Source organism: Ensifer sp. ENS03 (assembly GCF_014852035.1).
GTDB classification, from domain to species: domain Bacteria; phylum Pseudomonadota; class Alphaproteobacteria; order Rhizobiales; family Rhizobiaceae; genus Ensifer; species Ensifer adhaerens.
In genome coordinates, this window is sequence record NZ_JACVAV010000019.1 from 13835 (window position 1) to 31575 (window position 17741).

Sequence of the window (17741 nt, forward strand, 5' to 3'; positions counted from 1 at the left end):
GAGAAGACGATGTTGAATGCAATCAAGAGCGGATTTGGTATCGCGATCGCGGCAATGCTGGTCGCCGCACCGGCAGCCGCCGCGGACTTCGAAGTGCACATGCTGAACAAGGGCAAGGACGGCGCGATGGTTTTCGAGCCGGCGTCGCTGAAGGTTGCGCCTGGCGACACGGTCACCTTCATCCCGACCGACAAGGGACATAACGTCGAAACCATCAAGGGCATGATCCCCGATGGCGCCGAGGCCTTCAAAAGCAAGATCAATGAAAACTACAAGGTGACTTTCACGGCGCCGGGCGTCTACGGCGTAAAGTGCACGCCGCACTACGGCATGGGCATGGTCGGCGTCGTTCAGGTCGGCGATGCGCCGGCCAACCTGGAAGCGGTCAAGGGAGCGAAGAACCCGAAGAAGGCTCAGGAACGCCTGGACGCAGCCCTCGCGGCGCTCGGTAACTAAGCGACTTCTAGCGCTTCGGAGCGGGGTGGGGACAGGCCGCTCCTGGCGTCTGCGCACTGGGTGAGGCGCGGGCGCCATCATGCGGAACCAATGCGAAGCATTCGCGTTGGTTCCGCATGGATCAGATCACTGCCGAATTGTTTCCGCCATCGCAAATTTCCTATCCGGTCATTTTTGCGCGCATCCTTGGGGCGCTGCTGATGGGCGCGCTCATCGGCTTCGAGCGCGAGGTCAAGGCACGACCAGCCGGCCTCAAGACCCATATGCTCGTCTGCCTCGCAGCCTGCACCTTCGGCATCATCTCGATCGAAAGCGTCCGCCTCGGCGGCTTCTTCGACGAACGCGTCCGCATCGATCCTCTGCGCGTGGTGGAGGCGGTTACAGCCGGTGTCGCCTTTCTTGCAGCCGGCACAATCGTCTTGTCTCGCGGCGAGGTTCAGGGCCTGACGACCGGGGCCAGCCTCTGGCTTGCCGGCGCGATCGGCATTTCGGTCGGCTTCGGCCATTGGATCGTTGCCGGCCTGGCGGTCGGTTCCGCCTTCGCCGTTCTCACCATCATCGGCTACTTCGAAGCCAAGGCCGTGCGACACCAAAAGCCTGACGTGGAGCCGGAGGGTAAGGCGAGCGACGAGGGCGGCAAGAAGCAAGCCTAACGATAGGTTTGCGATAGTCCTGAGCGCCGTCTCGCGGCGGGTTCTGCAAGCCTTAGGGTAATCCCCTGCCGTCCCAGGCTAGGTGCAACGCAATGCTATTCTGCACAGAAAGGTTGTGTCCCGCTGGCGCCCTCGACCCGGCGTCGCTGTCGTGTCTTCAGGGGCGAGCCATCTGTTTATGACCCGGTGAAAGCCGCCTGCGCCATATGGCGTGGCGAGGAAATGTGTTCGGCAATCCCGATCGAAACGGCTAAGCTCGTAAGCGGCCTGTTTCCAAGGAAGGTTCAATGGACGCCACCGGTTCCCTTGCTGCCAAGCTGTTGTCTGAGACCCTGATGTTCGACCAGACGTCATTGGCTGCGTTGGAAGCCTTGGCCGCCAATTCCGATCGCGGCATCGTGCGGCGTGGCGAGATCCTGGTTCGCCAAGGCGAGTCGTCGGACCGGTTTTTCGTGGTCCTGTCCGGCCGCTTTACCGTGCACCGGGATGACGTCTCCGACCCTATTGCCGAGATAGGGCAGGGCGAACTCGTTGGCGAGGTCGGTTTCTTCGCCGGGCTGCCGCGCATGGCTACGGTCGTTGCTGCTCGCGATTCCATTGTTCTTTCGATCTGTGACCACCAGTTCGAAAAGGCGGCGAGTGCCCTGCCGAGCCTGCGCCAATCGGTCACCACGTTTCTGGCGCGACGGTTTGCCAAGCAGGCACCGGCTTCGCCGCATGCCGAGGGCGCCTGCCGGATAAGGACGCTCGCGATTGTTGCTGCCGGAAGCAGCCGGGTTTCTCCCCGCTTCATCGACCTGCTGCGCAAGGCTTTTTCCGGATCCACGCGCACGGCTTTCCTGGCGAGGGCCGACATCGAAGAGCGCTTTCCCGGCGTTCCGATCGATGATCAGCCGGTGCTGGACTGGCTCAACCAATTGGAAGCCAAGACCGGAGGCCTCGTCTACATCGCCGACGACGAACCAAGCGACTGGACGCGTGTCTGCATCCGCCAGGCCGATGGTGTCCTGTTGGTCGGCGAGCCGTCCGGCTCTGCAAAACTCAACCCGTCAGAGCAACTGGCGCTGTCAGTGCACTCGCCATCGAGCGTGCGGCTCGCTCTGGTGCACGACAAGCGCGCCGCAACGGTCGCCGGCACCAGCGGCTGGCTGAACGAGCGCCCCGGAATCCGGCAGCATCATCACGTGGCGCTCGACGACATTGAGGATGTCGAGCGTCTGGTCCGCTTCATTGCCGGCGAGGCGAGGGGCTTTGTCGCAGCCGGCGGGGGCTCGCTCGGATGCGCGCATCTTGGCGTCCACAAGGCTTTTATCGAGGCCGGCGCCTCCTTCGACTATCTGGGAGGCACCAGTTCGGGGGCGGCCATGATGGCGGGCTTCGCCCGCGGCATGAACGCCGACGAGATCAATCGTGGGACGCACGAGATCTTTGTCCGCAGTCGCGCCTTTCGTCGGCTGACCGTGCCGCAATATGCGCTGCTGGATCACAAGGTGCTCGACCGCACGCTGCAGGCGGAATATGGCGACGTTCTTATCGAAGACCTCTGGCTGCCATTTTTCGCGCTGTCGACCAATCTCAGCACAGGGCAAGCGCATGTCCATCGCCGCGGAAAACTATGGCAGGCCGTCAGAGCGTCGGGTTCGATCCCCGGCATACTGCCGCCCTTCTTCACGGCCGACGGTGACATGCTGGTCGACGGGGCGATCATGAACAATCTGCCACTGGAACAGATGAAGGAACTGAAGACAGGCCCGAACGTCGTCGTGAGCCTGGGTGGGGGCGGTCCGGGAAAACAACACATCGACTATGACAGTATTCCCGGCGCGTCCGAACTGACCGTTCGGTTGCTCAACCCCTTCGGCCGCTCGGGCTTGCCGAAAATCCCCAACCTGATCCAGGTCATTGCCGCAAGCATGCTGGCGCACCGGCCGCAGGAGATCGCTCTCGGGGAAAAGGACATCCTGATTTCCCCACCAGTCTCGGCGGCGATAAGCTTTATGGATTGGAGCCGGCACTCCGAACTGTTTGCCGAAGCTTATTATTGGGCGAAATCATGGATTGATGAGCGTATTGGCGAGAACGACCCGAGGATGGAGGCCATTTGCGGCCTGCCGGCCCGCTATGGCTCGCCGGAAACACATGGCAGCGCGCAGGCGCATTCCGCGCTCTAGGATGCGCCCCGGCATCCGTGGCCTGATCGTTATGTAAGGCCCGCGAGTGCTTTGCATGCGCATGGATTTTCGACTGATCTTGCCGCCCCTGTTAAGTTGTCACTGTCCTCTTGCGGTTGTGGTATTTTAGGATAGCCTTGCATCGGGAGAGCCAGTCGCGGTTCTTTCGTTTTGCAGTGAAAAGACCAATGAATAGAGGGCCATCGGAGATATAGCGGCTCGCATTCGAAAATGTTTCGTCCCCGAATTGCACTGCCATTTGGGTTTCCTTGGATGTAACTGCGGGACGTCCCTGGTCATGTGATGCACGGAAGCCGTGTATCGCTTCGTCACAGAGCGCCCATTTGCTTGAAGTGGATCGACGTGATGTCTGACAACAAGAATGCCGGCGCACCTCCAAGTGCACAGGACCTCAGAATGCAGATGCTCCAGCGTGAAATGGACGAGATGGACAAGGAGCGGCGACTAAAATCCATCGAAGAGCAAAAGCTCGCCGACTTTGCCGCGGATTTTCTCAAGAAGCATGTAACGGAAGAGGAAATCGCCATCGTTCGCCGGCTGGTCGCGAACGCCGTGAAGGCCGGCAAGTTCGAAGCGATGGTCTACAGCTTCCCGTCCGAGCTTTGCACTGACAGCGGCCGCGCGATCAACAGCGGCGACCGGGATTGGCCGAACACGCTGCAGGGAAAAGCAAAAGAGTTCTTTGATCGCTATCAGGCCTTCGGCAAGCCAAGTGGCTACAAGTTGAAGGCGATGATCATCAACTTCCCGGGTGGCGTGCCCGGTGACGTCGGGTTCTTCTTGAACTGGGCTCCCGAAAAAGCCTGAGTACGACCGTCCCGGCGTCGCATCGCGTTGTCACGCTGCGGCTCGTCCCCGATCGAAAGTGTTCAAAGCCCGCACCTTTGGTGCGGGCTTTTCAGTCTTATAAAACGTCGGGCACGTTTCTACGCACGTGGTCGTCCGCAGCAAAGTCATCCGGCCGTTTCTGGCGCTTGCCGAGATCGGGCTCCGAGAATTTCACGCGCTCGTATGGGATCGACGAGAGAATGTGCGAGATGCAGTTGATGCGGGCACGCTTCTTGTCATCCGACGGTACGATCCACCAGGGCGCGAAATCGGTGTCCGTCATACGGATCATCTCGTTGTAGGCGCGGGTATAATCCCACCAGCGGCGATAGGATTCGACGTCCATCGGGCTGAGCTTCCACTGGCGCAGCGGATCGGCAATGCGCTGCCGGAAGCGCTTTTCCTGCTCCTTCTCGCTGACGTCGAGGAAGTATTTAAGCAGGATGATGCCGCTTTCGACCATGGCCGCTTCGAAACGCGGCGCGAGCTCGAGAAAGCGTCGGGCACTGTCATCCGAGCAGAAACCCATAACGCGCTCGACGCCGGGGCGGTTATACCAGGAGCGATCGAAGATCACGATCTCGCCAGCGGCGGGCAGGTGCTGGATATAGCGCTGCATGTAAATCTGCGACTTCTCGCGGTCGGTCGGCGCCGGCAGCGCGGTCACGCGGAAGACGCGTGGGCTGACACGCTCGGTCAGCCGCTTGATCACGCCGCCCTTGCCGGCCGCATCGCGGCCTTCGAAGACGATGACGATGCGCGCGCCTGTTTTCTTCACCCAGGCCTGCAGATGGGCGGTTTCCTGCTGCAGCCGGGCGAGCTCCTTGGCATAGCCCTCGGATGACGAGTCGTCCGAAGTCGTCGCGTCGGCGGCTATTTCGCCTTCGCTCTTGTCTTTGCCCTTTTTCTTCTTGCCGTCATGCTTGCCCATTTTTCCCTCCCGTTCGGACATGGTCATCTGGCTTGATCTCGACAGAACCGGTCGGCTGACCGTCGTTCCGCCCGTATTTGGTCTCGTAAGCGTCGAGCGCATCTTCCATCCCCTCGAAGATCATACCCGGGCCGATCTTCTCGACGACCCCGGAGCGCTCGAGCAGGGCGCGCGCATCGGTGTGCAACTCGGCCAGACCGAGCGTGACGCCGCGGTTCTTCAGGTCGCTCTGCAACTCTCCAAGCATGTCCGCGGCGGTGCTGTCGATTTGCGGGATGGCGCTCGCATCGATCACCAGCCAGCGGGCGGGTTGCGGCAGGCTCTCGGCGATCACCTCGAGGCGCTCGCGGACGTAATCGGCGTTGTAGAAAAGCAGACTATCTTGAACCATGCAGGCACCGAAGCCTGGAACCGGACGTGCCTCGGTCATGCGATGCAGTTTGTAGAAGCCGTCGCGCCCGGGGATGCGGCCCAGCATGGCGTCGTGCGGATACATGGTCTGCAAGATGAGGTAGACCAGTGTTGCAGCGATGGCGATGACCACGCCGTTCAGCACGCCGAGGCCGATCGGTCCCCAAAGGGCAATCAGCGCGAAAATGAACTCGATGCGGTTGACGGTCCAGATCCGTCTCAGGCCGTCGATGTCGATCAGGCTGAGCGCCGTTGCCGCAAGGATCGCCCCGAGCGCGGCGACCGGCAGAATGCGAAGGACGTCACCAAGAAAGAGCAGCACCACCATCAGGGTCCCCGCCGCAACGAGGCTCGCGATCTGCGACCGCCCACCGACGGCGAAATTCACGGCCGTGCGTGAATCCGAGGCGGTCACCGGAAACGTCCCGAACAGTCCTGCCGCGATGTTGGCGGCCCCGAAGCCGCTCAGTTCACGGTTCGGATCGACGCGGTAGCCGCCGAGCGCCGCAAAACTGCGCGCTGCGATGACGCCGGAACCGAAACTGACGAGGAAGATTGCCGCGCCGCCGGTCAGCAATCCATCGATCGGCAGACCCTCGAGACGAGGCAGGACGAAGGTCGGCAAGCCGTCGGGAATGTTGCCGACGACCGTCATGCCGCGCCCTTCGAAGTCGAAGAGATATGACAACAACACCGCGACGAAGACGACGATAACAGGACCTGGAACGGGTGAGCGATAGAAGCGGGCGACCTGCAGCAGCGCAAAACACGCCAAGGCAAACACCAGAGTGGGCCAGTGGATGGAGCCGGCCTGCCTCAGAAGTTCGAGAATAGGGCTGATCAGCCCGTCCGACTCGATCTGGACGCCGGTGACGCGCTTGATCTGTCCAACCAGAATCGAGAGGGAAATTCCAGCAAAGAAGCCTGTGAGGATCGGGCGCGAAAGAAAGGTCGCGAGCACGCCGAGACGGACGAGGCGTGCAATCAGGCAGAGGATGCCGACGATGAGGGCCAGCAGGGCCGCCGCCGTTACGCGGTCAGCGCCACCGGCAGAGGAGGCGAATACCGTCGTCAGCACGGCCGCCAGCACCGTCATCGTCGCCGCATCCGGTCCGACGATCAGTTGCCGCGACGGACCGAAAAGGGCGTAGGCGACAAGCGGCGTGATGCTCGCATAAAGGCCCGTCTCGGGCGGCAGCCCGGCGATGGCGGGATAGGCGATGGCGCTCGGCAATCCGACCGCGGCAATGGCGACGCCTGCGGAAATGTCACTGCGCAACCAACTTCCCTGATACCCCTTAAGGTTGTCCAGAAGCGGCAGGCGAGGCAGGTTCAGCATGCTGACGGTCCCCGGGGGCACAGCCCTCTTAAAGTGCTCTAAACGCTACAAATCAGGCTGCGCGGGAAGCGCAAACAATGCACTCTATCATTGCGTACATTAGGGTTGCAAAACTTTCCTTTCATCGGCTTCGACAAAAAGAATAAAAGTTGCAGACAATTAGAGGTGGCCTGCCGCGTCGATCCGGCAAGTGCCGGACCGAGGGATCTGCACCAAGTTATGAAGCCCGTGTCAGCTGAGCTTCAACGCTTCAGTAGTAGGGGGAGACACACGCCTGCCGCGGACCGTAATACGGCTGGAACGTGTCGTCATAGGCCCTGTAGGACCGGTAACGAGCGTAGCACCAGCGGGTGTGGGCGCTGCCTCCGTAATAGGTTTGGCGATAGTAGCGCGGCGCATAGTAGCGTGGGGCGGAATAGGTCGGGCCGTAATAGCCTTCGTCATAATAGCCCGGGCCATAGTAGCGAGGCTGCGCGAGCAGCCCGCCGATGATCGCGCCGGTTGCCAATCCGCCGAGCGCCCATGCCCAGTCATCGCCACCGCCGTGGTGATGCCCGTGGTTGTAGCCGCCGTGATAGCCGCCGCCGTGGTGCCTGTACTGAACCGGTTGGACTTGAGATGCCCCGATCTCCGCCGTAACGGCTGGAGGAAATGCCATGGCCGGCGGAACACTCGTAGCCACCGCCGCCAGTGACAAGGCAAAGATTGCTAGCCTCTTCATTGGCTTCACCTTCTTTCCACCCCGCGCCCGATTATAGCGCGGAACCGGTTCGATAGCACTTCGTTTTCCAGGTGCTTCCGCCGCCCGACCAAGCGCCTGTCTATTTGAGGACAGTCACGCTCAATACGCCTTCTTCGATCTTTCCGTCTTCATAGGGGGAGCGAATGACAAGCCGGTCGCGGCCGGTATAGCCGGGGTTCGGCGTATAGTAGGCGACGACGCCATTCACCTTGGTTGTCGCGCATTTTGACTGCTTGCCCACCAGTTTCGGATAGACCGCCTCGTGGACAATCTCCAGGTGGCCATGCTTGGGCTTCTCCGCAATCGTCATCGCCGGATAGTCGATCTGGCTGCAGTTATCGTCGATATGCCAGTTCTTGGCGACGAGCGTCTTCACGCCGCTGCGCGCCGTGATCGATAGCGCCTGCTGCCGGGAATCGTCGGAGGTTGTGGTGCAAGCCGACAAAGCGACAACGATTACGGGCAAAAAGAGATATCTAAAGGTTTTCATGAGCAATCCTGAGAATACTTTAAGTTTGGATTTAAGTCGCATGAGGGCCCGGGCCGCACCCGTTTCATCGAGATGCACCCCTTGGATCCACACGTTTTGCGTGTGCGATCATGCATTCTTTGGTCTCGGGGGACAGGGGGTGTCCTTCGCTCGTCGATCACGTGACTTTCAAACATTCCGGGCAAACCGGATGAGAACCTCGTTCACGACATCGGGGCGCTCCTGCGGCAGCCAATGGCCGCTGCCGGGCACGATGATGCTTTCCTTGAGCTGCGGGACGAGGGGCGGCATTGCATCGACAATTTCGCGCATCCCGGGGATGGCGAGGCCCGTGTCGCGCTCGCCGACCATGAACAGGGCAGGAATTTCGACCTTTACGCCGGCGAAAGCGGCCTGCAGCTGCCAATTGCGATCGAGGTTTCGATAGTAGTTCAACCCTCCGCGAAAACCGGTCGTGGCAAAGGCGCTGATGTAGGTGTCGAGGTCTGCAGCAGTGAGCCAGTCGGGCATGCTGTCGGGCAGCGGCGCAAGCAGTCCATGCCGGCGCGATACCATGCCGAACGGATTGGGTGTCTGGTCTCCGGCCTGTCGTGCGCCCGCGTCGCCGGAAGCCGCAAAGAGGATCTTTCGCAGCGTCTGGCCGATGTCACGCTCCAGCTCCGCCTCGGCGACATCAGGCTCCTGGAAATAGAGCGTGTACAATTCTGCCTCGTCGGTCCGCGGGAAGATCCGGGTCGGCGGAACGGGCGCCTGGCCCATCATCGGCACGCTCATGGCGACAACGCCGCAGAAACGGTCGGGCCGCATCTGTGCCGCCTGCCAGGCAACGGTCGCGCCCCAGTCGTTACCGACGAGGATGGCCGTTGATAGGTCGAGGGCATCCAGCAGAGCAATCATGTCGCCGACGATGTGAAACACGCTGTATTCGTCGACCGATGGAGGACATTCCGAGAGGCCGTAGCCGCGCATGTCAGGCGCGATCGCGCGAAAGCCGGCCTCCGCAAGTGCCGCTATCTGGTGCCGCCAGGCATGGGAGGTCTCCGGGAAGCCATGGCAGAGCAGAACGGCCGGGCCGTTTCCCTGTTCGATAAAGCCCATGCGGATGGTTCGGGTCTGGATTGTCTGGGCCTGCATCTTCGTTCCTTCTCGACACTCTGATACCGTAATTGTATAAGTTACGGAAACAGGTGACGTCAAGAGTGTGTAACTTATATTGTTACGCTATGGGGAGTCGAATGAAGCAAGACAGCCGGTTGGCGCGGATGATCCATGTGCTCATACACATGGCACTGCTCGGGGGACGGGAGACGTCAGAGACCATCGCCAAGATGCTGAACACCAACCCGGTGGTCGTTCGCCGGACGATGGGGGCGTTGAAGCGCAAGGGTGTCGTCGGTTCCGAAGGCGGCCGGGGAGGGGGCTGGGCGCTTCTGCGGCCGCTTGGGGAGTTGACGGTGCTCGATGTGCAGCGGGCGCTGGACGATGGGCAGGTTCTGGCGGCAGGCGTGTCCGAGGACCATCCGACCTGCCCGGTGGAGCGCGCAGCGAATGCGGCGCTGGTGGACGCCTTCGAAAAAGCGGAGCGGACCCTGCTGCAGGAGTTTGCCGAACTCAGGCTTTCAACGATTGCGGAGCGTGCGATGAAGGATGCTGCGGGGTCTCAGCGGGCAACGCACCTGGATCATCAAGCCTGAAGGCGCCACGCATGTGGGCGATGAGCCGGCGAAGCGGCAGGATCGAGCGAGCTTGTGGTCAGGCCCTTTCGCCAAAAACTGAGCCGGCGGCTCTGCATGATCGTCCGGCAGGACAAGCGGCTTGATCTCGGCCTTCGAAAGACGCTGGCTGCTCTCATATCGCTGGCGGCGCCTGAGCGGCCGGTCAGCGAGCAGGACTAGGCGCGCGATACCGACGACCGTCTCGCCAGCTGATGCTCGCGCCAGATCGTGAAGAGACCGGCGCCGACGACGATGAGCGCGCCGACGATCATGTTGTGAGTGATCGTCTCGCCGAAGAGCATGACGGCGAAGATCACATTGAGGACCAGCTGGAAATAGGTAACGGGCTGGACTTCGGCTGCCGGCAGCAGTCCGTAGGCTTTGATGAGGAAAAAGTGACTGAGGGTGCCACAGACGCAAAGCGCGGCAAGGGCAAACCAATCGGACGGCACCACCTCTGTCCAGTAGAACGGGCCGACCAGCGAGATCGCCACGGCGCCGACAACACCGGCATAAAAGAGGCTCGTGACGGCCGAATCCTCGCGACTGACGGCGCGGGTGGCAATGCTGTAAAGCGCGAAAAGCACGGAGGCTGCGAGCGGCAGAAGCAGCGACAAGTCGAAGTGCACGTTGACGGGATTGATGATCACCAGAACGCCGATCAGACCGATCAGAATGGCCGCACCGCGCCGCCATCCCACGGTCTCCCCGAGAAGAGGGATCGAGAGGATGGTGATGATCAGTGGTGTCGCCTGAAAGATCGACTGGCTCATGGCGAGCCCGGCGTGAACGTAGGAAATGACGATGACGACGATTTCGGCGACGAGCAGCAGGCCCCGCACGACCTGCAGCCAGGGGTGGCGCGTGTGAGCGGTCTTGCGAAGTCCACCCGATGACGAGGCGGCGAAAGCGAACACGAAGAGCGCAAACGCCCAGAATCGGATCATCGTGATGAACAAAGCGGGGTAGCGGTCGCCAAGATACTTGGTGATGGCGTCCTGGCCAGCAAAGATGCAAATGGCAAGGAAGGCAAACAGATAACCGCGGGTCTTGGGGCTCATTGCACTACAAACTCAGAATCGCTGGCCCCCTGAATAGCATAGTCTTGTCGCCGGGGCTTGAACCAAACGACTTTGGTTTGATGATCCTGGATCCGCGGCAGCAGGCGAGGGGCGCGTCGAGCCGGGACTGCCCCCGCGAAGGGGCAGCCTGCCTCAGCTCAATGATATTTTTCCTGCTCGCGCGTGAGGATCGCCGGAGCGTTCAGCCCGGCGATCGGTTGGTTGACATCCGTCGGAATGTCACCTGACAGCTGCAGGTCGAGATAGCGCGCGCAGCAGACCCTCAGGAATGATGTGAAGTTCCCGAGATCATGCCCGGCATCGATGGACTCGTGGTGTAGCTTGGTGATCAGCTGCGTGACGTTCATACGATCGCGCCGCGCGATCTCCTCAAGCTTCGACCAGAAGAAGTTCTCCAGCCGGACGCTCGTCACCATGCCATCGATGCGCAGCGACCGGGTGGTGCTCTCCCAGAGCCGCGCATCCGCCTTTATGAACAACTCGCACATCTCGCCCCTCCCGTGGCTGCCTTCTCAGGCGGCGTCCGTTTGTAGCAGGGCCGAGGCGTCGAGCACAGCCATGAACTGGCGCAGCCACGACGGATGGGCGGGCCACGCCGGCGCGGTAACGAGGTTGCCGTCGGCGACCGCGTCGCTGATCGCGATATCCGCATAAATGCCGCCGGCAAGTTCGACCTCCGGACGGCACGCCGGGTAGGCCGAACAGGTGCGGCCCTTCAACACGCCGGCCGCCGCCAGCAATTGTGCGCCGTGGCAGATGGCCGCCACCGGTTTTCCCGCCGCGAAGAAATGCTGGACAGCCTTGATGACATCCGGGTTGAGACGCAGATATTCGGGCGCGCGACCGCCGGGTATGACCAGCGCGTCGTAATCTTCAGCGCGGATGGCGGAGAAGGTGGCGTTGAGCGCGAAATTGTGACCGCGCTTTTCGGAATAGGTCTGGTCGCCTTCGAAATCATGGATCGCGGTCGCAACCGTCTCGCCGGCATTCTTGCCGGGGCAGACGGCATGCACCGTGTGGCCGCAGGCAAGCAAGGTCTGAAACGGAACCATCGTTTCATAGTCTTCGGTGAAATCACCCGTGATCATCAGAATTTTCGAGTTTGCCATTTGTTTCCTCCCAAAAACCAATGGGCGGAGTTTAGCAATCCGGCTGAGGCAACGGGTACTAGCGGAATACTACAAAGGAAAATTCCGGGCAGGGCCGCGGACTATTTCACGGCCGTCGTTATCTTGGCGATCCCTTCCAGAGTGCGATGGACCGGGCACTTGTCGGCAATCTCGGCGATCTTGGAGCGAAGCTCGTCTGCGACCTCGCCCTCGATCGCTATGACCCGCTCGAACCGGTCGATCTTCCCGCTGTCGGCGCGCTCCGTTGCAGCGCAGTCTTCGCAATCCCGCGCATGGATCTTGGAATGCGAGACCTCCACCTTAATGCGCCCGAGCGGCAGCTTCTTGTGGTCGGCGTAGAGGCGCAGCGTCATGGAGGTACAGGCAGCAAGCCCGATCGACAGGTAGTCATAGGGCGATGGCCCGGAATCGAACCCGCCGACGCTTTGCGGCTCGTCGGCAAAGAGGCGATGCCTGCCGGCTTGAACCGAATTCTGAAATTTGCCTTCGCCCGTTTCCGTTACCTGCACCTGTTCCACCGACGTCGCGCCTTGCGGACTGTCGGCCACGAGATAGCGGCTCAGCCACTCCGCAATCACCCGGGCGGCGTAGGCGGCATCGGCAGGATCGGTGAGCAGATGGTCGGCCTTGTCCAGCGAAACGAAGCTCTTCGGATGTTTGGCCGCATGGAAGAGGTCGCTGGCGTTTTCGATGCCGACCGTTTGATCCAGCGGCGCGTGGAGAATGAGAACGGGTTTCCTGAGCGTCGCCACAGCCTCATGAAGGCGCTGGGCGCAAGCGTCGTCGACGAACTGTTTCTTGATCAGGAATTTGCGACCGGCAAGATCGACTTCGGCGGCACCACTTTCCTCTATTTCCTTGAGGCTCGCTCCGAAGTTCTTGAGCACATGGCCGACGTCCGCGGGTGCGCCGATCGTGGCCACGGCGCGAACTTCCGGAATTTCGTTGGCAACCGCAAAGACGGCTGCACCGCCAAGCGAATGGCCAATCAGGAGCGACGGCGCCTCGAAGTGTAGCCGCAGATAGTCGGCGGCCGAACGAAGATCCGCGATGTTGGACGAAAAGTTGGTCGAGGCGAACTCGCCCTCGCTTGATCCGAGGCCGGTGAAATCGAAGCGCAGGACCGCGATCCCTTCGCGCGCGAGTTCGGCCGAGATCTGACGCGCCGCCGCCAGATCCTTGGAGCAGGTGAAGCAGTGGGCGAAAATCGCATAGGCCCGCACCGGGCCGTTTGGAAGGTCGAGTCTGGCGCCAAGGGTGGCGCCGGAATGGCCGGTAAATTCAAGTCGTTGACTATTGAAGTTCATGTGATGCTCCAGGAAGGAGAACAATCATCCCAAGGTCGCAACGACTGTCCTGAATTCGAATGATGCGGCCGGCGTCCATGTCCGCCGAACCTGGCGGATGCATGCGGACACGGTTCGCCAGACGCTCGCCGGGGCGTTTGTTACTCCGCGGCGGACCGTCGCGGCAGCACCCAGTTCGGACGCGGGAAGTGGCAGGTATAGCCGTTCGGATAGCGCTCCAGGTAATCCTGGTGCTCCGGCTCCGCCTGCCAGAAGTCGCCGACGGGTTCCAGTTCCGTCACCACCTTGCCCGGCCACAGGCCAGAGGCTTCCACATCGGCAATGGTGTCCTCGGCAATGCGCTTCTGTTCGTCATCGACGTAGTAGATCGCCGAACGATAGGAGGTGCCGATGTCGTTGCCCTGACGGTTTTTCGTGGTGGGGTCGTGGATCTGGAAAAACAGCTCCAGAATCCGCCGATAGGAGGTCTTCGCCGGATCGTAGAATATCTCGATGCCCTCGGCATGTGTTCCGTGGTTGCGATAGGTCGCATTGGGCACGTCGCCGCCGGTATAGCCCACACGGGTGCCGGTGACGCCGGGGAGCCTGCGGATCAGATCCTGCATTCCCCAGAAGCAACCGCCGGCCAGAACAGCTCTCTCGGTCATTCAGATATCCTCCACCTGGTTCGTGAGCGCGAATTCGCTTTTTCTCCCACTGGCTGCGGGCCAGCGCGGGAGATGGACTGTAATATAGGAACTCCTGCTGCCAAGATCAGGAGGGCGGTTCCAAATCCGCGTTTTGGTTCGGCACGTGTCGCGTTACCGGTGCCACTGCTTCAAAAGGCGATCGATGTCGCTCCCGGCAGCCGACGGGTCGTCGCCCGGCCGATCTGTCCGGTTCCCCCAACAATGGCGGCTCTGGGCATCACGAGATCCTTTGCGAGTTTTCCGCGTTTGACGACCCACCGTGTGAATGTCCGCTGCATTCCGCAGCCGGAAGGAAAGTAGCCAGAGCGCATTCAAATCTACCGTCATGCTGACGGCAAGGCCGCTGAGGACCGGCTTTGTGGCGACAGTTGCGCCAATCGGTGGGCAGGGGCTTTGTCGCCCTACTTCGGGCGGCGGAACTCCGTGTCGCGAGGAGGTTCAACCCCCTAAAATTAACCTATGTTTAAGCATGCGCTTTAAAATTGAGTTCTTCTGTAATAGTATTCGCGGCATGGGAGGGTGTGGGGCTCATTCGCGTCTTCTCTACCGAATGAACGAGGATGCGATGCGCTTTGTGGGATGCGCGGTCGTTTCTGTATGTATTGAATTTCGATGTCAAATGTATTCGTTCCTAGCTGCATAAATTTAACTGCGTAATATCTCTGCGATTTTGCAATGTGGGTTTTTTTAAGTATCTAATTGTGGGCTGGCTTCCATGTGTATTTCCGTGGCATTTGTCGATGATCACCCTATTCTTCTTGATGGTTTAATCAGTGTTTTTTCTGGTAAGAGCGATCTGGAGATCGTTGCGAAGGGCGAGAACGCGGTTGACGCTTTAAGAATTGTCGAAGATCATTCTCCGCGCGTGCTCGTACTCGATCTCAGCATGCCGGGGGATGCCGTTGCGGCCATCGAGTTGATTGCTCGAAAGTACCAGGGCACGCGCATCATCGTCTTCACGGCGAATTCAAGCATAGAAACGGCGATCCAGGTGCTGAACTACGGTGTTGCCGGCTATGTGCTCAAGGGCAGCAGGGCCAGCGATCTGCATCAGGCGATCCGCATGGTCTATGACGGTGAGACTTTCATCTCGGCGGGGTTTGCCACAAAGGTCATCATGGCGATGAAGACCGCGGAGATGCGCCGGCGCGAACAGGCGCAACAACGCCTCAGTCTTCGTGAAGAGCAGATCGTTCGGCATCTGATGCGCGGTAGCACCAATCGGGAGATCGCGCGCTGTCTCGATATCAGCGAAAAGACGGTCAAGCACTACATGAGCGTGCTCATGCAGAAGCTCGATGCCAGGAACCGCCTTGAAGTCGTGCTGGCCGCCCAGCGGCTCGACGTGATCCCGAAGGTTGCCGGCGAGCGCGAGCGGATCAACTAGAGAACGGCGCGCAAAAGTGCGCAGCGGTTTTGCGATAACGACATTCGACAAATCAATAATTCAACGCACCGAGCCAGTCTGAAAGATCGCGACGCCCTTTAGGGCATCCGGCGGCTGGTGAACCGGTGAACGGCCAGCAAATTCGTTTCCGAGACCGCGTCTTCGGTGAGAGGAATGCACCGACCCTGCCGGCGGTCCGGCTCACGTCTTGCGGCTTGTCGAAAGCTTCAGATGTCGCTGCGCCAGCAGCGCCGCTTCGACCCGGTTCTTGGCGCCGAGTTTGATGAGCAGTCGACCGACATGGAATTTCACCGTCTTGATCTGCACGCTCATTTCCTCGGCGATCGTCCGGTTGGTGCAGCCGCGTCCCAGCAGGCGGAAGACGATCGCCTCCTTCGGCGTCAGCTTGTCGACAAGGCGCTCCACCCGGTGGCCTTCGGTGCGGTTGCGAATGACGCCGAACAGGCGCATGCCAAGTGCGGGCGAAAGATAGGCTCGCCCCTCGGCAACGGTTGATATCGCCGTAATCAAGTCCAGTGCGGGAGCACCCTTGAGCACGTAGCCGGCCGCACCGGCATCAAGTGCCTCCAGCACGTCATCGTCCTCCTCCGACACCGTCAGCATCACGATCTTCGTGGTTGGCCATCGCGTCGAGATTTCACGGGCGGCGTCTATCCCGCTGCCGGGCATCGAGATGTCGAGCAGCGCCACGTTCGGAAGAAAGTTTTCCACGAGCCGGAGGGCATCCTCTTTCGAGCCTCCTTCGCCGACGACGGCAAAGCGCTTGTGCGCTGACAGTGCCTGCAGGACGCCCATTCGAAAGAGTGCGTGGTCGTCGACGACGATGACCGAAGATGGTTCATCCATCGAGCATTCCTCCTCCGAGATCCAGTGTCATCTGGAGCTCCGCCCCGTCCCGTCGATGTACGAACTTCAGCGTGCCGCCAAGGCTCTCCACCCGCTGTTGAAGACCGTGTATGCCGAGACCGCTGCCATCCGGCTTGTCGCTGGAACTGCTCTTGGCAGACGGGCCGCCATGGTCGCGAACGCTGAGGTTCAGAACGGTGCCATCGATGCGGCAACGGATAGCCTGGCCCCGGCCGTTCGCATGCCGGTGGGCGTTGTTCAGGCCCTCCTGAACAAAACGGTAGATGCAGGTCTTGATAACAGGCGGGAGAGGCAACTTGCTGCCGCTGCCCTTGATGGCAACCTGGGTTCCCGTCCGCGCCTCGTGAAGTTTTGCTGCCCGCCCGATCACCTGGTCGAGGTCCAGATGCTCGATATCCGGTAGCAGCAGCGACCGCGCGATCAGGCGGATTTCCTTCAGGGCTTCTTCCAGCGTGCCACATATCACCTCCAGCGCCTCTTCACGCTCGGATCTGGACCGTGCGACGCGTACAGGCTCCGTCTGGAGGATGGCAAAGCCGATAAGCTGCGCCGGACCATCATGCAGATCCGCACCAATTCCGCGCGTCAGACGTTCGTTGGAGTCCGTCATGCGCAAGGAAGCGAGCCTTGCGCGATCGCGCAGGACGCGAATTTCTTCCGAAACCCGTTCGGCCTCCTCGGCGCGCTGCTCCAGCCGCAAACGCTGCCGCTCGATCGTTGCGCTGCCACGATGAACGATTGCGAGCAGCCCGAGCATGATGAGGGTGGATGCGCCGGCAACGACCGTCCAGCCGATCAGGCGAACCTCGAAGATCTCCCAGTGCAGGGTATCCGTATCTTCGTGTATCTCCGCGACCGCAACGACTTCGCCGGTATCGGACCGGCGCAGCGGACTGTAGATTTCCAGATAACGCGTGCTCAGGCTGCGCAGCGTATGTTCGCTGGCCGTCAGGTCCGCATATTCCGCGGCAACGTCGCCCTTGAGCGCGCGCAGAAGCCCCGGCGGCGGGTTGAAACGGCGGCCAATCAACTCCTTCGAGGTGGAGTAGGCGACCGACCCATCCGGCAGCCACAGCTCGAAGTAGGGAAAACGATCCTTGAACTGCGGCTCGGCAAAAAGCTTGTCGAGACGAAGCCGGCGTTCTGCCGAAAGCTGGCCCGACTGGGCAATCTCGTTTCCGGCCGGTTCGAGAATGCTCTGCATGAAGAGAGCCGTCGCAGCCGCGCGATCGACCGCCGCATTATGAGACACTTCGCGAGAGATGAGATAGCCGGAGACGGCTGCGACCAGAAAGATCAGCGCGCCGCAGGCAAGCAGGAACTGCATGGAGAGGGTCTGCCGGCCAAACCATTGTCGTATCGGCAGCAGCAACCGACGGCGGCCCACTAGCGCCGGCTCCGCTGGCGCGGCGAACTCATGCAAAATACCCCCTGAATGCTCAGTCACGCTGCGCGATTTCCTCTCGGATTGCGTGCCGCGGAAATGCAGTGCCCCGGCCAA

General features: G+C 60.9%; 18 protein-coding genes. 6 read left to right on the forward strand and 12 right to left on the reverse strand.

Annotation, left to right across the window (positions count from 1 at the left end; translation table 11 throughout):
• Nucleotides 1-9 precede the first annotated feature (9 nt).
• From IB263_RS33250 to IB263_RS33265, 4 genes are all read left to right on the forward strand, one after another.
• Nucleotides 10-456 (forward strand): pseudoazurin, encoded by a 447-nt coding sequence (locus IB263_RS33250; RefSeq protein ID WP_082005895.1) that lies wholly within the window; start codon nt 10-12, stop codon nt 454-456.
• A gap of 116 nt (nt 457-572) precedes the next feature.
• Entirely contained in the window at nt 573-1109 is a 537-nt protein-coding gene (locus IB263_RS33255) for an MgtC/SapB family protein (protein WP_089046057.1), read from the forward strand.
• Nucleotides 1110-1396: 287 nt separating this feature from the next.
• Nucleotides 1397-3280: a patatin-like phospholipase family protein gene (locus IB263_RS33260; RefSeq protein WP_089046058.1), complete on the forward strand. Its 1884-nt coding sequence runs from the start codon at nt 1397-1399 to the stop codon at nt 3278-3280.
• A gap of 366 nt (nt 3281-3646) precedes the next feature.
• Nucleotides 3647-4108, forward strand: coding sequence for a hypothetical protein (locus tag IB263_RS33265; protein WP_034802042.1), 462 nt, complete (start codon nt 3647-3649; stop codon nt 4106-4108).
• A 97-nt stretch (nt 4109-4205) separates the two neighbouring features.
• Here the strand turns inward: IB263_RS33265 and ppk2 are convergent, their stop codons facing one another.
• The 5 genes from ppk2 to IB263_RS33290 form a co-directional block, all read right to left on the reverse strand.
• Nucleotides 4206-5060, reverse strand: a complete 855-nt coding sequence (gene ppk2 / locus IB263_RS33270; RefSeq protein ID WP_060582219.1) for a polyphosphate kinase 2 — start codon at nt 5058-5060, stop codon at nt 4206-4208.
• Nucleotides 5047-6810: a SulP family inorganic anion transporter gene (locus IB263_RS33275; protein WP_089046059.1), complete on the reverse strand. Its 1764-nt coding sequence runs from the start codon at nt 6808-6810 to the stop codon at nt 5047-5049. Before IB263_RS33275 ends, ppk2 begins: the two co-directional genes overlap by 14 nt.
• A 250-nt stretch (nt 6811-7060) precedes the next feature.
• Complete coding sequence (locus IB263_RS33280) at nt 7061-7531, reverse strand: BA14K family protein (protein ID WP_089046060.1); 471 nt, start codon at nt 7529-7531, stop codon at nt 7061-7063.
• 100 nt (nt 7532-7631) lie between these two features.
• Nucleotides 7632-8042 carry a hypothetical protein gene (locus IB263_RS33285; RefSeq protein ID WP_089046061.1) on the reverse strand — a complete coding sequence of 137 codons (411 nt, stop codon included), beginning with the start codon at nt 8040-8042 and terminating at the stop codon, nt 7632-7634.
• A gap of 168 nt (nt 8043-8210) precedes the next feature.
• A complete protein-coding gene (locus tag IB263_RS33290) occupies nt 8211-9176 on the reverse strand; it encodes an alpha/beta fold hydrolase (protein WP_089046062.1) in 966 nt (321 codons plus the stop codon).
• 101 nt (nt 9177-9277) lie between these two features.
• Here IB263_RS33290 and IB263_RS33295 point away from each other — a divergent pair, with 101 nt between their 5' ends.
• On the forward strand, nt 9278-9736 hold the full coding sequence (locus IB263_RS33295) for an Rrf2 family transcriptional regulator (RefSeq protein ID WP_051659609.1): 459 nt from the start codon (nt 9278-9280) through the stop codon (nt 9734-9736).
• A 197-nt stretch (nt 9737-9933) separates the two neighbouring features.
• On the opposite strand, the gene IB263_RS33300 is transcribed toward IB263_RS33295, so the two are convergent.
• The 5 genes from IB263_RS33300 to msrA form a co-directional block, all read right to left on the reverse strand.
• Complete coding sequence (locus tag IB263_RS33300; protein ID WP_192373250.1) at nt 9934-10818, reverse strand: DMT family transporter; 885 nt, start codon at nt 10816-10818, stop codon at nt 9934-9936.
• Between the two features lie 158 nt (nt 10819-10976).
• A complete protein-coding gene (locus tag IB263_RS33305) occupies nt 10977-11327 on the reverse strand; it encodes a ribbon-helix-helix domain-containing protein (protein WP_060520550.1) in 351 nt (116 codons plus the stop codon).
• Between the two features lie 24 nt (nt 11328-11351).
• On the reverse strand, nt 11352-11948 hold the full coding sequence (locus IB263_RS33310) for a DJ-1/PfpI family protein (protein ID WP_034802015.1): 597 nt from the start codon (nt 11946-11948) through the stop codon (nt 11352-11354).
• A gap of 101 nt (nt 11949-12049) precedes the next feature.
• Nucleotides 12050-13276, reverse strand: coding sequence for a bifunctional alpha/beta hydrolase/OsmC family protein (locus IB263_RS33315; protein WP_192439585.1), 1227 nt, complete (start codon nt 13274-13276; stop codon nt 12050-12052).
• Nucleotides 13277-13416: 140 nt separating this feature from the next.
• Complete coding sequence (gene msrA, locus IB263_RS33320; RefSeq protein ID WP_060520547.1) at nt 13417-13923, reverse strand: peptide-methionine (S)-S-oxide reductase MsrA; 507 nt, start codon at nt 13921-13923, stop codon at nt 13417-13419.
• A gap of 769 nt (nt 13924-14692) precedes the next feature.
• On the opposite strand from msrA, the gene IB263_RS33325 reads away from it, so the two are divergent.
• Nucleotides 14693-15352 (forward strand): response regulator transcription factor, encoded by a 660-nt coding sequence (locus IB263_RS33325; protein ID WP_250806632.1) that lies wholly within the window; start codon nt 14693-14695, stop codon nt 15350-15352.
• A 201-nt stretch (nt 15353-15553) separates the two neighbouring features.
• On the opposite strand, the gene IB263_RS33330 is transcribed toward IB263_RS33325, so the two are convergent.
• Both IB263_RS33330 and IB263_RS33335 read right to left on the reverse strand, forming a co-directional pair.
• Nucleotides 15554-16219, reverse strand: coding sequence for a response regulator transcription factor (locus tag IB263_RS33330; RefSeq protein WP_060582226.1), 666 nt, complete (start codon nt 16217-16219; stop codon nt 15554-15556).
• Nucleotides 16212-17567, reverse strand: a complete 1356-nt coding sequence (locus tag IB263_RS33335) for a sensor histidine kinase (RefSeq protein WP_192439586.1) — start codon at nt 17565-17567, stop codon at nt 16212-16214. The genes IB263_RS33330 and IB263_RS33335 overlap by 8 nt, the downstream gene beginning before the upstream one ends.
• Nucleotides 17568-17741 lie beyond the last annotated feature (174 nt).